Below are 13,586 nucleotides of genomic sequence, written 5' to 3'. Positions count from 1 at the left end.
AGGCCGGGGACCACTGGGGTCCCCGGCCTCCGGTGCGTTACTTGGTGAGCTTGATCTGGTTGAACACTTCGTCGTTCACCGGGCTGGCGGGGTAGGACTCAACCCGCTCGGAGAAGGCGAGCGACGGCGCCGGGTGTGCCAGCGGTACGGCCGGCACAAACTGCGCGATGTCCTCGTTGATCTGCTCGTAGAGCGGGGTCTGCTCGTCGAGCTTGGAGACCTGGCGGGCTTCTTCCAGGGCGTTGAAGATGTCCGGGTTGTTGAAGCCGAACTCCGGCTTCTCCTGGCCGAAGAAGACGCCAACAAAGTTGTCGGTGTCGTTGTAGTCGCCGGTCCAGCCCAGCAGGTGCAGGCCGTGATCGGACCCGGCCTGGACGCGGTCAAGGTAGTCCGGGGACCACTTGTTCGGCTGCGGGTTGACCTTGATGCCTACCTCGGCCAGCTGGGCCTGCAGGTTGGTGAAGACCTGTTCAGGGGTCGGCATGTAGGGGCGCGAGACGCCGGTGGGGTAGTTGAAGTCCACGGTGAAGCCGTCCGGGTAGCCGGCCTCGGCCAGCAGGGACTTTGCCTTCTCCGGATCGTAGGCGTACTCGGTGACCTCGTCGTTGTAGCCGTTGACAACCTCGGGGATGAACTGTGTTGCCACCTTCGTGCCCTCGGGCAGCGTCTGGGACACCAGCGCTTCCTTGTCGATGGCGTAGGAGATGGCCTGGCGAACCTTCACATCGGCCAGTTCCGGAACCTGCTGGTTCATGCCCAGGTACAGGATGGTGAACGGATCCCGGGGGATCACCTTGAAGCCGGCCGCGGCCAGCTGCTCGGTGTCGGCCGGAGCCACCAGGTCATAGCCGTCAATGTCGCCGGCTTCCAGCGACTGGCGGCGTGCCTGCGGATCATCGATGACGCGGAAGATGATGTCGGTGACCTGTGCTTCCTCATCTCCCCAGTAGTCCTCGTTCAGGTCAAGGGTGATCTGGTTTCCTACGTCCCAGGCATTGAACTTGTAGGGCCCGGTGCCGGTGGGGTGGGCCTTGGCGTATTCGGTCAGCTCGGGTGCCTCGGCCGTGCCGGAGGACTCGTTGGCACCGAACTCCTCCATGGCCGAGGGGCTCTGCATGGCGAACGCCGGCAGGGACAGGGCGGCAACGAACCCGGCGAACGGCTTGTTCAGCGAGATCACGGCTTCGGTGTCCGAAGACGCCTCGCAGGACTTGTACGTCGCGGTGTCCGGGCTGTCGGAGAAGCCCTTGAACAGCATGCCGTAGTAGTAGGCCTGGCTTTCTGCCTGCTGGATACCGGAGAAGTTGTACCAGCGGTCGAAGTTTGCGCAGACGGCTTCAGCGTTGAAATCCGTTCCGTCGTGGAACGTGACGCCTTCCTCCAGGGCGAACGTGTAGGTCATGCCGTCTTCGGAGACTTCCCAGGACTTGGCCAGCAGCGGAGCCGGGTCGGCGGTTCCGGGTTCGACCCCTACCAGGCCTTCGAAGATCTGGCGGCTGACCCGGAAGGACTCACCGTCGGAGGCGAAGGCGGGGTCAAGGGACTTGGGATCGGATGAGGCGGCGAAGACAAACGTGCCGTCGACGTCGCCGGAGCCACCGCCGTCGCCTTCTTCACGGTTGCTCTGGGCGCAGCCCGAGAGCACAAGAGCGCTCAGGGCAAGGCCTGCGGTAAGGGCGGACGCGCGCTTCTTCGCGGTGCGGCCTTTCCGGACTCTGTCTGCTGGGAACATGTTTCGGTACTCCTCTGGGGCGGATGAACGCTAAGCGAGTGTTGCCTGCTGCCGGCTAACCGGCGCGAATGTGTCCTGGAACACAAACGTATGGACAGAGCCTAATGGTGAAGTGTTTCTGTTACGTGAAATTGGACACCCCCGGCGCGGTCACGATTTGGTCACGCCGGAGCGGGCCCTGGGCCGGCAAGGGATGTCCGGGGATGCCCGGGGATGCCCGGGGAACACAAAAAGCCCCGGTCCGAAGACCGGGGCTTTTGCCGTGGACGCCCTAAGCGGGGCCGTTTGTGCGCGAGGAGGGACTTGAACCCACACGTCCGAAGACACTGGAACCTAAATCCAGCGCGTCTGCCAATTCCGCCACTCGCGCGTGGTTTCTGCCGCCGGCCGGAGGCCAGTGGGGAAACCAGCCTCCAGTGTACCCGAGCTCAGTCGAGCCCTAGATCACGCCGGAGCTTGGCAACATGGCCGGTGGCCTTGACGTTGTACTGGGCGAGGGCAACCGTGCCCTCGGGGTCAACCACCACAGTGGACCTGATTAGCCCTTCGTAGGTGCGGCCGTAGTTCTTTTTCTCGCCCCATGCGCCGTAGGCTTCGGCCACCGCGTGGTCTGGATCGGAGAGCAGCGGGAAGTTGAGGTTCTCCGCTGCGGCGAACTTTTCCAGCTTCGCAACCGGGTCGGGGGAGATGCCCAGGACCGTGTAGCCGGCGCTCTTGAGGCTGTTCAGGTTGTCGCGGAAGTCGCAGGCTTCCTTGGTGCAGCCGGGCGTAGCTGCCGCGGGGTAGAAGTACACAATGGTGTTGCTGCCGCGCGTGTCGGCCAGGGAAACACTGCTCCCGTCGGAGGCGGGCAGGGTGAAGTCCGGGGCGGTTTCGGCCGGGCTGAGGCGTGGCATGGGAATCTCTCCTGGAAATGGGTTCTGGCACGCGGTACGACTCAAACGCGACATTCCCGCGCGGGATGGCTATCCTAGTCTGTGGACAGATGCATCATCAGCCAACTGACTGTTTGCTTAGCCGTCCAGAGCCTAGAGGAAGAGTCTTATTTTATGCCGGATATGGAGCGCTGGCCCACCGGTCGTCTGCTGTCAACCGCTGCGCGCCTGGTAGAACACGCCTGGAACGAACGCCTGGTCAGCATCGGCCTGACGCATGCAGGCGTGATCGCATTGGGTGTCCTTGACTCGCAGGGACCCATGACACAGGCCCGCCTGGCGCAGTTGGTGCGCGTCCAGGCACAGACTATGGGCAAGACTCTGGCCCGCCTGGAGACCCACGGCCATGTCACGCGGGTCCGTAATGATCTGGATAAGCGCAGCCACATGGTCACCATTACCGAGCGCGGCGCTGAAGCCCTGCACGAGGCGCAGAACATTGAGCGCACCCTGCTTGACGGCGGCGAGCTGATGTCCGAAGCGCTGCGCAGCCAGCTGCGCAAGGTCATCACCGAACTGGGCAGCCCCCGGTGGCAGACTGCCGTGGACGTTCCCGGACTGCCCATCCCGCCCGAAGCCGGGCTGGAAATTCTGCCGGAGCCCGCGGCAGACGGCCGCTGACAGCAGCGTCACATACATCGACAAAGCGTCACATCCACCGACAAGAGGCACATCCACCGGATGTGCCTCTTGTCCTTTAACTCCGCGGGCGGCAGGTCCGCCGGCCACATGGGCAAGGGCAGGCACATGGAACAAAGAGTGAGCGAAAAGTACCTTAACTTTGCAGGCGTCATTGATGACGCCACATTGGAGCAGAACAGGCGAACGGCGCAGATGCCGTTCATCTACCCGCACCTGGCTTCCATGCCGGATGCCCATCTGGGCAAGGGTGCCGCCGTGGGCTCGGTGATCCCGACCCTTGGCGCGGTGGTCCCGGCCGCCGTCGGCGTCGATATCGGCTGCGGGATGATCGCGGTGCGCACCGGGCACCGGGCTGCGGACTTAGCCGGACTGGACCGGCGGAAGCTGCGGACATCGATCGAGGGCGCGGTTCCCCTCTCCGCCGGGCACAGCAACAAGTCCCTGACGGACACTGCACGCCGCCGCGTCCAGGTCCTGTCCGACGACGCCGCTGCCGCCGGCTTTGATCCTGGCGCCTACCTCAAAGGCTGGCAGCTGCAGCTGGGCACACTGGGTTCAGGCAACCACTTCATTGAGGTTTCCCTCGATGAAGAGGATACGGTCTGGCTGTTCCTGCACTCCGGATCGCGGGGAGTGGGGAACAAGATCGCCCAGCAGCACATCTGGGCTGCGCAGAATTACTGCGGCAAACGCTCCATCGAGCTGCCGGACCGGGACCTGGCCTACCTGGAGGAAGGCACTGAGGAGTTTGACCGTTACATTGCGGAGCTGATGTGGGCGCAGAAATTCGCCCTGCTGAACCGGGAGGAAATGATGGACAGGGTGATGGCCTGCTTCCGGGAGTGGACCGGCGGTCCGGTGCAGGAAGCAGAGCGGATCAACTGCCACCACAACTACACCGAGGTGGAAGAGCACTACGGAAAAAGGGTCTGGCTGTCCCGCAAGGGAGCCATTGATGCTTCCCCCGGCCGCCCTGGACTCATTCCCGGATCCATGGGTACCGCGTCCTACGTGGTGGAGGGCAAGGGCTACCCTCCGTCCCTGAACTCCGCGCCGCACGGGGCAGGCCGGCAGTACTCCCGCACCCGGGCACGCAAAACCTTCAGCCAGGAACAGCTGCGGAAGGCAATGCGGGGAATCGAGTACCGGGACACTCCCGCGTTCATCGATGAAATCCCGGCGTTTATAAGGACATAGACGCAGTGATGGAGGATGCCGGGGACCTGGTTTCGGTGCGGCACGTGCTGCACCAGATTGTGAACGTCAAGGGAAACTGAGTCTGGGGCGGACCACGGTAGGGTGGCCAGTCATGACCACTTCAGCAGAGCTTCTTGCCGCCTATGACCGGCAGCTGCGCACGGACGCGGAGACTCCGTCCGCCCTAGACGTCGAACAGCTTGGACCGCTGCGCCTGGTGACGTTCGCCGGCGGACGGGGATTCATCACCTATGCCGGCCTGGACGGCGCCGACGCCGGCACCATAGCCGGCTGGGTGGCCGGCGCCCTCGGGTATTACCGGAACAATCCGGCGATCCGGCACATCGAGTGGAAGTCCCGCGGGCATGACTGGGCTCCCGGACTGCATGTTGCACTGGTTGGTAACGGGTTTGAGCCGGAGGAATCCGAGTCCATCATGATCGGCCGTGCAGCGGACCTCGCCGTTGACGTCCCGCTGCCTGTTGGCGTTGCCCTCCGGCAGGTCACCGAAGAGGAAGATGTCCGTGCCATGAGTGCAATGGCGGACGGGGTCTTCGGGGATCCGGTTTCCACCGCAACTGCAGACTCCCTCCTGCGCCGGCTGTCCCATGCCGACGGAATGGAACTCTGGGTGGCCGAATGCGGGGCAGAGATTGTCAGCGCCGGACGCCTTGAACCTGTTCCCGTCACGGACTTTGCCGGCATCTGGGGTGGCGCCACCCTGCCGGCGTGGCGGGGCCGGGGTATCTACCGTGCCCTCACCGCAGCCCGCGCGCGGTCCGCCCTGGCAATGGGTAAGACACTGATCCACAGCGACTCGACACCGTACTCCCGGCCCATCCTTGAGCGCTCCGGTTTCGTGAAGGTCTCCACCACCACGCCATATATTTGGCGTGCCCCGGCCTAGATACAAAAAACCGCCCGGCAGGAGAATCTCCTGCCGGGCGGTTTCCGGTTGGTGCACCCCCCGGGACTTGAACCCGGAACCCATTGATTAAGAGTCAATTGCTCTGCCAATTGAGCTAGAGGTGCGTGCTGATGCGGTCTGGCATCCGGCGCCGTGGGGCGCGGTTTGTTCTCCGCAACGACATGAAACACTACCACGTCTGCGGCCGCTGCGCGAAACGGTGCCCCGTGCGGCTGCGCCCCCCCTGCACAACAAAAAACCGTCCGGCCAGGCGAAGCGCCTGACCGGACGGTTTTGTTGGTGCACCCCCCGGGACTTGAACCCGGAACCCATTGATTAAGAGTCAATTGCTCTGCCAATTGAGCTAGAGGTGCGTATTCACTGCTGTTTTTGAGGCGAATTTTCTCCGCCGTTGGCATCAGCAACGACATGAAACACTACCAGCACTTTTGCCGCAGAATGAAATCCGGGCCGGTTTTGTGGTGCGTTTCACTTTGTGCCGCCGTCCTTGGGGGACCGGGATCGGGGGAGGACCACCAGTTCCCCCGGATTTCCGTCCCAATCCGCGCTGTTGTCCACTACCCAGGTGCGCGCTGGAAGGTTGGCGGCCGGGTCGGCAGTGGTCACCGTCGTGGGCGTAGCCGGGCCCGCCGCCGAAACGGTCCGCGGTACGCGAGTTCCCGCTGCGGCGCCGCCGGACGCCAGCCGGACGGCGTCGTTATCCGTCAGCCGGTGCAGTTTCCGGGCCGCCCACACTGCTGCAGCGGAACCGATGCCAAGGGTGGTGAGGTAAACCGATGTTCGAGCCACAAGGGGATCCTTCGGTCGGCGGAAGGCACAATTCGACGGTACGGCCGCCGCTTTCCCCTGTCCATAGCCGGTGCACTGCCGGGCGTCCGCCGCTACGCTGGCTGGCATGGACCGTTCCGAAGCCCGCCCTGTCCGCACCGTCACCGTTCCGACCGCCGCACTCCTGGACGCGCTGCAACCGCTTCCCGAGGGAATGCGGGCCGCGGTATGGGATCTCGAGGGGGAGCCCGACGGCGTTGACTACGCGGACATAGATGCCGTGGTCCTGCCCTACGCATCCGGCACCGAGTACCGCTCCGCGCTGGAGCGGGTCCCGCAGCTGGCCCTGCTGCAGGCCCAGTCCACCGGCTATGACGGCCTGCCCGAACTCGTTGGACCGGGCACGGCCATTGCCAGCGCCGCCGGCGTGCATGCGGCGGCAACAGCGGAAATGGCACTGACCCTGATCCTGGCCGCGCAGCGGGGGGTCGACTCCGCGCTCCGCGGGCAGCATGAGGGCACATGGGAGCAGGTCCGCTGCCCCGGACTGGCCGACCGCCGCGTGCTCCTGGTGGGGGTGGGAGGCATCGGCCGGGAGATTGCCGCACGGCTGCGTCCGTTCGACGTCGAACTCACCCGCGTGGGCAGCACGGCCAGGACGGACGACGACGGCGCCGTGCACGGAAGCGGGGAACTTGCGGAACTCGCGGCGGCAGCAGAAATCCTGGTGGTGATCACGCCCCTGAATGAGCAGACCCGGCACTTGATCGACGCGCGGATCCTGTCGGCCCTGCCCGACGGCGGGTTGGTGGTCAACGTGGCCCGCGGCGCCGTCGTGGACAGCGAGGCGCTCACCAAAGAGGTGGTGTCAGGGCGGCTGCGCGCCGCCGTAGATGTTTTCGATCCCGAACCCATACCGGAAGACCACCCCCTGCGGCAGGCGCCCGGTGCCATCATCACCCCGCACTGGGGCGGGAATACCGACGCCTTCGAACCTCGGATCCGGGAGTTCCTGCGCCGCCAGGTCCGCCGGCTGGCCCGGGGTGAGGAACCGTTGAATATGGTCCGGCCGGGCCCGTGGGCCGGCAGGTCCGGTGAAAGCTAGGCCAGCTCCAGGTAGGAGTCCACGAAGGAGCGGAAGTCCTCCCAGTCCGCGGCCTGCTCCAGCATCCGCGTCCCGGCCCCGGGCAGTGCTGCCTGCGGCTCCACGCTGAACCGGAAGATGCGTCCGGTGTTGGTACCCACCTCATACGCGTCCGCAGCCAGTTCGTCAGTGTGGCTGAGGTTGGTGGTGTTCACCGCGGTGGGGGCCTCGAGGCCGGCCAGGGAATCGACGTCGAACGGGGCGAAGACCAGTTCGGCTGGACGCCAGCGGTAGCCCAGGACGTAGAAACCCGGCTCCTCGTCCCCGGCGGGAGTGGCACACACCAGGTTGTAGTCCCCGTAGTTCGGGATCTGGGATTCGAAGACGCGGCGCAGCACCAGCTTCATCTCGTCGCTGTCCGTTGCCGTGCTTGACTCTTTATATGGGTCTAAGCCTGGGTCTAAGTCTGGGTTCGTGTCGGGGGAGCCTCTGTCCGATGTCATACCCCCAGTCTATGAACAGGGTCCCCCCATCCGGGAAGCACGGCCCGTCCGCGCCATAGATCTTCATCTGGTGTTCACGGGCCGTAACAACGGAAGCCGGTGTCCGTCACATGGGCGGAACGCGCAGGCTTAAGTCCTAGGATTTAGCCATGAGCGGAGAAAACACACCCGATATCAAGCCCCGCAGCCGAGTGGTCACGGACGGCATCCACGCAGCGCCCGCCCGCGGCATGTTCCGCGCCGTGGGAATGGGTGACGACGATTTCGCCAAGCCGCAGATCGGCGTCGCCAGTTCGTGGAACGAGATCACCCCCTGCAACCTTTCCCTAAACCGCCTGGCCCAGGGTGCCAAAGAAGGCATCCACGCCGGCGGCGGCTTCCCCATGCAGTTCGGCACCATTTCCGTCTCCGACGGGATCTCCATGGGCCACGAGGGCATGCACTTCTCCCTGGTGTCCCGCGAAGTCATTGCCGACTCGGTGGAGACCGTCATGATGGCTGAACGCCTGGACGGCTCTGTCCTCCTGGCCGGCTGCGACAAGTCCCTGCCGGGCATGCTGATGGCCGCCGCGCGCCTGGACCTCTCCAGCGTCTTCCTCTACGCCGGCTCCATCATGCCCGGCTTCGCGAAGATGGAGGACGGCAGCGAGCGGGAAGTGACCCTTATCGACGCCTTCGAAGCCGTGGGTGCCTGCGCCGCCGGCAAGATGAGCCTGAAGGACCTGGACTCCATCGAGCGGGCCATCTGTCCCGGCGAAGGCGCCTGCGGCGGCATGTACACCGCCAACACCATGGCCTGCATCGGCGAGGCCCTGGGAATGTCCCTGCCCGGCTCGGCGGCGCCGCCCTCGGCCGACCGCCGCCGCGACGAATTTGCCCGCAAATCCGGCGAAGCCGTGGTCAACCTGCTGCGCAAGGGCATCACCGCCCGCGACATCATGACCAAGAAGGCCTTCGAAAACGCCATCGCCGTCACCATGGCCTTCGGCGGCTCCACCAACGCCGTGCTGCACCTGCTCGCCATCGCCCGCGAAGCCGAAGTGGACCTCACGCTGGAGGACTTCAACCGCATCGGCGACACCATCCCGCACCTGGGTGATCTGAAGCCCTTCGGCCGGTACGTAATGTTCGACGTCGACAAGATCGGCGGCGTCCCGGTGATCATGAAGGCACTGCTCGACGCCGGCCTGATCCACGGCGACTGCCTCACCGTCACGGGCAAGACGGTCGCGGAGAACCTGGCCGCCATCAATCCGCCGGACCCGGACGGCAAGGTGCTGCGCGCCATCGACAACCCCATCCACAAGACCGGCGGCATCACCATCCTGAAGGGCTCCATGGCCCCCGAAGGCGCAGTGGTCAAGAGTGCCGGGTTCGACGCCGACGTGTTCGAGGGCACCGCACGTGTCTTCGAACGCGAACAGGGTGCCCTGGATGCCCTCGATGCCGGGCAGATCCACGCCGGCGACGTCGTCGTGATCCGCTACGAAGGTCCCAAGGGTGGCCCGGGCATGCGCGAAATGCTGGCCATCACCGGCGCCATCAAGGGCGCCGGCCTGGGCAAGGACGTCCTGCTGCTCACCGACGGCCGGTTCTCCGGCGGCACCACCGGCCTGTGCATCGGCCACGTTGCACCCGAAGCCGTCGACGGCGGCCCCATCGCCTTCGTACGGGACGGGGACCGGATCCGCGTGGACATTGCCGCCCGCAGCTTCGACCTGCTGGTGGACCCGGAAGAGCTGGAAGCCCGGAAGGCCGGCTGGCAGCCGCTGCCGGGGAAGTTCACCACCGGTGTGCTGGGCAAGTACACCAAGCTGGTGAACTCCGCCTCCACCGGCGCTTATTGCGGGTGAAAACTCGTGGACTCGGTTTTCTTACGAGCCGCCGAGGCGGCAGGGCTTAATAAGGCTGCAAAGGCCTGAGGGGCCCCGACGACGTCCGCTCTCGGCGGGCGTCGTCGGGGAGGCCTATCAGCCGCGAGACACATGTCCAGATATTGAGACGCGCGTCTCATACAATTGACACCCCCGCAGGGGAACGCGAGACTGAACGGTATGCAGATCGTACCCGTCGTCCTTATCAAGCGCGTGGCGTAACAGCCCCGACTTGTAAGACGTCACGCGCGAACCCCTACGGAGCCAACCGGCACGAGGGGTTTTTTTATTGGCTTCGCAGCTTCACCGCTTCGCTGGGCACAGAAGAAGCCGGAACGGGCACCACCCGCACCGGCCGCCGCAATGACCATGGATCAGTATCCGCACAAAGGAAGTTCCAATGAGTAAGGGATCGCCAATCAGCCCTTCGCTGATGGCCTCAAAAGCCAATGCCGCCGCACGTGCGGCAGCGGCCAAGACCAAAGATGTAGCCACTTCTGTGTCCGCCCATCCCGACGCCGTGGATGAGCGCATCCAAGGCCCGGGCAACGTTGTTCCGCCCACCCAGATGACCGGTTCCCAGGCCATCGTCCGCTCCCTTGAGGAGCTCGGCGTCGACGAGGTCTTCGGCCTTCCCGGCGGGGCCATCCTGCCCACCTACGATCCGCTCATGGATTCTCCAAGGATCCGCCACATTTTGGTCCGGCACGAGCAGGGTGCCGGCCACGCAGCCGAAGGCTATGCCATGGTCACCGGGCGCGCCGGTGTGTGCATTGTGACCTCGGGTCCCGGGGCCACCAACCTGGTCACCGCCATTGCGGATGCGCACATGGACTCCGTTCCGATGGTGGCCATCACCGGCCAGGTGTCCAGCGCCTTCATCGGCACCGATGCCTTCCAGGAAGCGGACATCGTGGGCATCACCATGCCCATCACCAAGCATTCCTACCTGGTCACCGATGCCGCGGATATCCCGCGGGTGCTCGCCGAGGCGTTCCACATTGCGACGTCGGGCCGGCCCGGTCCGGTGCTGGTGGACATTGCCAAGGACGCCCAGCAGGCAAAAACCACCTTCTCCTGGCCGCCGAAAATCGACCTGCAGGGTTACCGGACCGTGGTCCGCGGCCACTCCAAGCAGGTCCGTGAAGCGGCCCGGCTGATTGCCGAATCCCAGCGTCCGGTGTTCTACGTGGGCGGCGGTGTGCTGAAGGCCAATGCTTCGGAAGAACTGCTGGAACTGGCCGAACTGGTGGGCGCCCCGGTGGTCACCACCTTGATGGCCCGTGGTGTTTTCCCCGACTCGCACTCCCAGCACGTGGGTATGCCCGGTATGCACGGATCGGTTTCGGCCGTGACCGCACTGCAGCAGTCTGACCTGCTCATCACGCTCGGTGCCCGCTTCGATGACCGCGTCACAGGCGTGCTGAGCTCCTTTGCGCCCGGTGCCAAGGTCATCCACGCCGATATCGATCCGGCCGAAATCTCGAAGAACCGCCCTGCCGATGTCCCGATTGTGGGTTCGGTTCGGGAAATCATTCCGGAGCTTGCCGACGCCGTGCGCGGCCAGTTCGAAGCCGGCCGTCCGGACATTTCGGCCTGGTGGGCCGTGCTGGACCGGCTGCGCGAGACCTATCCGATCGGCTACGCCCAACCCGAAGACGGCCTGATTGCCCCGCAGAAGGTCATTGAACGCATCGGCGCCATGACCGGCCCCGAGGGCGTGTACGTGGCCGGGGTGGGACAGCACCAGATGTGGTCCGCGCAGTTCATCAAGTACGAACGCCCGCGCGCCTGGCTGAACTCCGGCGGACTGGGCACCATGGGCTACTCCGTCCCGGCGGCCATGGGTGCCAAGGTCGGCAACCCGGACCGCGTGGTCTGGGCCATCGACGGCGACGGCTGCTTCCAGATGACCAACCAGGAACTGGCTACCTGCCTGATCAACAACATCCCGATCAAGGTCGCCATCATTAACAACTCCTCCCTGGGCATGGTCCGGCAGTGGCAGACCCTCTTCTACGAGTCCCGCTACTCCAACACGGACCTGAACACCGGGCACGACACTGTGCGCGTGCCGGACTTCGTGAAGCTGGCGGAAGCCTACGGCTGCGTGGGCCTGCGCTGCGAACGCGACGAGGACATTGACGCCACCATTGCCAAGGCGCTGGAAATCAATGACCGCCCCGTCGTCATCGACTTCGTGGTCAGCCGCGACTCCATGGTGTGGCCGATGGTCCCCACCGGAGTGTCCAACGACCTGATCCAGATTGCCCGCAACATGACTCCCACCTGGGAAGAGGAGGACTAGGACATGGCCCGCCACACCCTTTCCGTGCTGGTAGAAGACGTGCCCGGCGTCCTGACCCGGGTCGCGTCGCTGTTCGCCCGCCGGGCGTTCAACATCAATTCTTTGGCCGTGGGCCCCTCCGAGGTGCCGGGCATGTCCCGCATCACCGTGGTGGTCGACGCCGAAGGTGACCTGCTGGAGCAGGTCACCAAACAGCTGAACAAGCTCATCAACGTCATCAAGATTGTCGAGCTGGTTCCCGATTCCTCCGTGCAACGAGACCACATCCTGGTCAAGGTTCGTGCGGATGCCGCAACCCGGCTGCAGGTAACCCAGGCAGCCGAGTTGTTCCGTGCCTCAGTGGTGGATGTGTCCATCGACTCGCTCATTGTTGAGGCAACAGGCACCGCCGAGAAGCTCAACGCACTGCTCTCAGTGCTTGAGCCCTTCGGCATCCGCGAAATAGTCCAATCCGGAACACTGGCCATCGGCCGCGGCTCGAAGTCCATGAGTGACCGCGCGCTGCGCAGCGCCTGAGTTCCACCCCCAGACCCTTATCCAGGAAACCAGTAGGAGATACCCACAGTGACTGACATGTATTACGACGACGACGCAGACCTGTCGATCATCCAGGGCCGCACGGTCGCGGTCATCGGCTACGGCAGCCAGGGCCACGCCCACGCCCTGAGCCTGCGCGACTCCGGCGTCGACGTCCGCGTCGGACTGAAGGAAGGCTCGGCATCCCGTGCCAAGGCCGAAGCCGAGGGCCTGCGGGTCCTGTCCGTGGCTGACGCCGTGGCCGAGGCGGACCTGATCATGGTCCTCACCCCGGACCAGGTCCAGCGCTTCGTCTACGCGGAGGAAATCGCCCCGAACCTGCAGTCCGGCGACGCCCTGTTCTTCGGGCACGGTTTCAACATCCGCTACGGCTACATCCAGCCCCCGGCCGACGTCGACGTCGCCCTCGTTGCCCCCAAGGGACCGGGCCACATTGTGCGCCGCGAATTCGAAGCCGGCCGCGGTGTCCCGGACCTGATCGCCGTGGAGCAGGACGCGTCCGGCAAGGCCAAGGAGCTGGCACTGTCCTACGCCAAGGCCATTGGCGGCACCCGCGCCGGCGTCATCGAAACCACCTTCACCGAAGAGACCGAAACAGACCTCTTCGGTGAGCAGGCCGTGCTCTGCGGCGGCGCTTCCCAGCTGATCCAGTACGGTTTCGAGACGCTGACCGAGGCCGGCTACCAGCCGCAGGTGGCGTACTTCGAGGTGCTGCACGAACTCAAGCTGATCGTGGACCTGATGGTGGAAGGCGGCATCGCCAAGCAGCGCTGGAGCGTTTCCGACACTGCCGAATACGGCGACTACGTCTCCGGCCCGCGCGTCATTGACGAGAGCGTCAAGGAAAACATGAAGGCCGTCCTCGCGGACATCCAGAACGGCGCCTTCGCCAAGCGCTTCATCGATGACCAGGATGCCGACGCCCCGGAGTTCAAGGCGCTGCGCAAGAAGGGCGAGGACCACCCGATCGAGGCCACCGGCCGCGAACTGCGCAAGCTCTTCTCCTGGATCAAGAACGAAGACGATTACACCGAAGGCTCCGTAGCCCGCTAGAAGGTGACGCCCGTAACAGAAGCAC

11 protein-coding genes, 3 tRNA genes and 1 pseudogene are annotated in these 13,586 nt (G+C 64.9%); 8 read left to right on the top strand and 7 right to left on the bottom strand.

Going from position 1 to position 13,586, the window contains the following annotated elements:
* Positions 1 to 37 precede the first annotated feature (37 nt).
* The 3 genes from LJ754_RS00125 to bcp form a co-directional block, all read right to left on the bottom strand.
* Complete coding sequence (locus LJ754_RS00125; protein ID WP_227914422.1) at positions 38 to 1,732, bottom strand: ABC transporter substrate-binding protein; 1,695 nt, start codon at positions 1,730 to 1,732, stop codon at positions 38 to 40.
* A 288-nt stretch (positions 1,733 to 2,020) separates the two neighbouring features.
* Positions 2,021 to 2,102, bottom strand: a tRNA-Leu gene (locus LJ754_RS00120).
* Positions 2,103 to 2,160: 58 nt separating this feature from the next.
* Positions 2,161 to 2,628 carry a thioredoxin-dependent thiol peroxidase gene (gene bcp / locus LJ754_RS00115; RefSeq protein ID WP_227924869.1) on the bottom strand — a complete coding sequence of 156 codons (468 nt, stop codon included), beginning with the start codon at positions 2,626 to 2,628 and terminating at the stop codon, positions 2,161 to 2,163.
* Between the two features lie 153 nt (positions 2,629 to 2,781).
* Between bcp and LJ754_RS00110 the strand changes: the two genes are divergently transcribed.
* The 3 genes and pseudogenes from LJ754_RS00110 to LJ754_RS00100 all read left to right on the top strand — a co-directional run bounded on the left by LJ754_RS00110 (position 2,782) and on the right by LJ754_RS00100 (position 5,413).
* A complete protein-coding gene (locus LJ754_RS00110) occupies positions 2,782 to 3,288 on the top strand; it encodes a MarR family winged helix-turn-helix transcriptional regulator (protein ID WP_227914419.1) in 507 nt (168 codons plus the stop codon).
* Positions 3,289 to 3,414: 126 nt separating this feature from the next.
* Positions 3,415 to 4,586 (top strand): annotated as a pseudogene (locus LJ754_RS00105) (RtcB family protein).
* Positions 4,587 to 4,618: 32 nt separating this feature from the next.
* Entirely contained in the window at positions 4,619 to 5,413 is a 795-nt protein-coding gene (locus tag LJ754_RS00100; RefSeq protein ID WP_227924868.1) for a GNAT family N-acetyltransferase, read from the top strand.
* 49 nt (positions 5,414 to 5,462) lie between these two features.
* Here LJ754_RS00100 and LJ754_RS00095 read toward each other — a convergent pair.
* The 3 genes from LJ754_RS00095 to LJ754_RS00085 all read right to left on the bottom strand — a co-directional run bounded on the left by LJ754_RS00095 (position 5,463) and on the right by LJ754_RS00085 (position 6,223).
* Positions 5,463 to 5,538: transfer RNA gene (locus tag LJ754_RS00095), tRNA-Lys, on the bottom strand.
* Between the two features lie 173 nt (positions 5,539 to 5,711).
* Positions 5,712 to 5,787, bottom strand: a tRNA-Lys gene (locus LJ754_RS00090).
* A gap of 115 nt (positions 5,788 to 5,902) precedes the next feature.
* Positions 5,903 to 6,223: a hypothetical protein gene (locus LJ754_RS00085; RefSeq protein WP_227924867.1), complete on the bottom strand. Its 321-nt coding sequence runs from the start codon at positions 6,221 to 6,223 to the stop codon at positions 5,903 to 5,905.
* 106 nt (positions 6,224 to 6,329) lie between these two features.
* Here LJ754_RS00085 and LJ754_RS00080 point away from each other — a divergent pair, with 106 nt between their 5' ends.
* Positions 6,330 to 7,307, top strand: a complete 978-nt coding sequence (locus LJ754_RS00080; protein WP_227924866.1) for a 2-hydroxyacid dehydrogenase — start codon at positions 6,330 to 6,332, stop codon at positions 7,305 to 7,307.
* Here LJ754_RS00080 and LJ754_RS00075 read toward each other — a convergent pair.
* On the bottom strand, positions 7,304 to 7,693 hold the full coding sequence (locus LJ754_RS00075) for a hypothetical protein (RefSeq protein ID WP_227914414.1): 390 nt from the start codon (positions 7,691 to 7,693) through the stop codon (positions 7,304 to 7,306). The two genes, LJ754_RS00080 and LJ754_RS00075, sit on opposite strands and share 4 nt — an antisense overlap.
* 245 nt (positions 7,694 to 7,938) lie before the next feature.
* On the opposite strand from LJ754_RS00075, the gene ilvD reads away from it, so the two are divergent.
* The 4 genes from ilvD (at position 7,939) to ilvC (ending at position 13,561) form a co-directional block, all read left to right on the top strand.
* Positions 7,939 to 9,642: a dihydroxy-acid dehydratase gene (gene ilvD / locus LJ754_RS00070; RefSeq protein ID WP_227914413.1), complete on the top strand. Its 1,704-nt coding sequence runs from the start codon at positions 7,939 to 7,941 to the stop codon at positions 9,640 to 9,642.
* 421 nt (positions 9,643 to 10,063) lie between these two features.
* A complete protein-coding gene (locus LJ754_RS00065; protein WP_227924865.1) occupies positions 10,064 to 11,971 on the top strand; it encodes an acetolactate synthase large subunit in 1,908 nt (635 codons plus the stop codon).
* A 3-nt stretch (positions 11,972 to 11,974) separates the two neighbouring features.
* Positions 11,975 to 12,487 carry an acetolactate synthase small subunit gene (gene ilvN, locus LJ754_RS00060; protein WP_227914411.1) on the top strand — a complete coding sequence of 171 codons (513 nt, stop codon included), beginning with the start codon at positions 11,975 to 11,977 and terminating at the stop codon, positions 12,485 to 12,487.
* A 48-nt stretch (positions 12,488 to 12,535) separates the two neighbouring features.
* Positions 12,536 to 13,561 carry a ketol-acid reductoisomerase gene (gene ilvC, locus LJ754_RS00055; RefSeq protein WP_227914410.1) on the top strand — a complete coding sequence of 342 codons (1,026 nt, stop codon included), beginning with the start codon at positions 12,536 to 12,538 and terminating at the stop codon, positions 13,559 to 13,561.
* Positions 13,562 to 13,586 lie beyond the last annotated feature (25 nt).

It is taken from the genome of Arthrobacter sp. zg-Y40, from assembly GCF_020731535.1.
Lineage (GTDB): Bacteria > Actinomycetota > Actinomycetes > Actinomycetales > Micrococcaceae > Arthrobacter_B.
This window is presented reverse-complemented; position numbering and strand designations above follow the sequence as displayed.

Bases quoted from the DNA above. Each gene is read 5' to 3' on its own strand.
- LJ754_RS00125 (WP_227914422.1), bottom strand. From the start codon at position 1,732: ATGTTCCCAGCAGACAGAGTCCGGAAAGGCCGCACCGCGAAGAAGCGC.
- bcp (WP_227924869.1), bottom strand. From the start codon at position 2,628: ATGCCACGCCTCAGCCCGGCCGAAACCGCCCCGGACTTCACCCTGCCC.
- LJ754_RS00110 (WP_227914419.1), top strand. From the start codon at position 2,782: ATGCCGGATATGGAGCGCTGGCCCACCGGTCGTCTGCTGTCAACCGCT.
- LJ754_RS00100 (WP_227924868.1), top strand. From the start codon at position 4,619: ATGACCACTTCAGCAGAGCTTCTTGCCGCCTATGACCGGCAGCTGCGC.
- LJ754_RS00080 (WP_227924866.1), top strand. From the start codon at position 6,330: ATGGACCGTTCCGAAGCCCGCCCTGTCCGCACCGTCACCGTTCCGACC.
- LJ754_RS00075 (WP_227914414.1), bottom strand. From the start codon at position 7,693: ATGAAGCTGGTGCTGCGCCGCGTCTTCGAATCCCAGATCCCGAACTAC.
- ilvD (WP_227914413.1), top strand. From the start codon at position 7,939: ATGAGCGGAGAAAACACACCCGATATCAAGCCCCGCAGCCGAGTGGTC.
- LJ754_RS00065 (WP_227924865.1), top strand. From the start codon at position 10,064: ATGAGTAAGGGATCGCCAATCAGCCCTTCGCTGATGGCCTCAAAAGCC.
- ilvN (WP_227914411.1), top strand. From the start codon at position 11,975: ATGGCCCGCCACACCCTTTCCGTGCTGGTAGAAGACGTGCCCGGCGTC.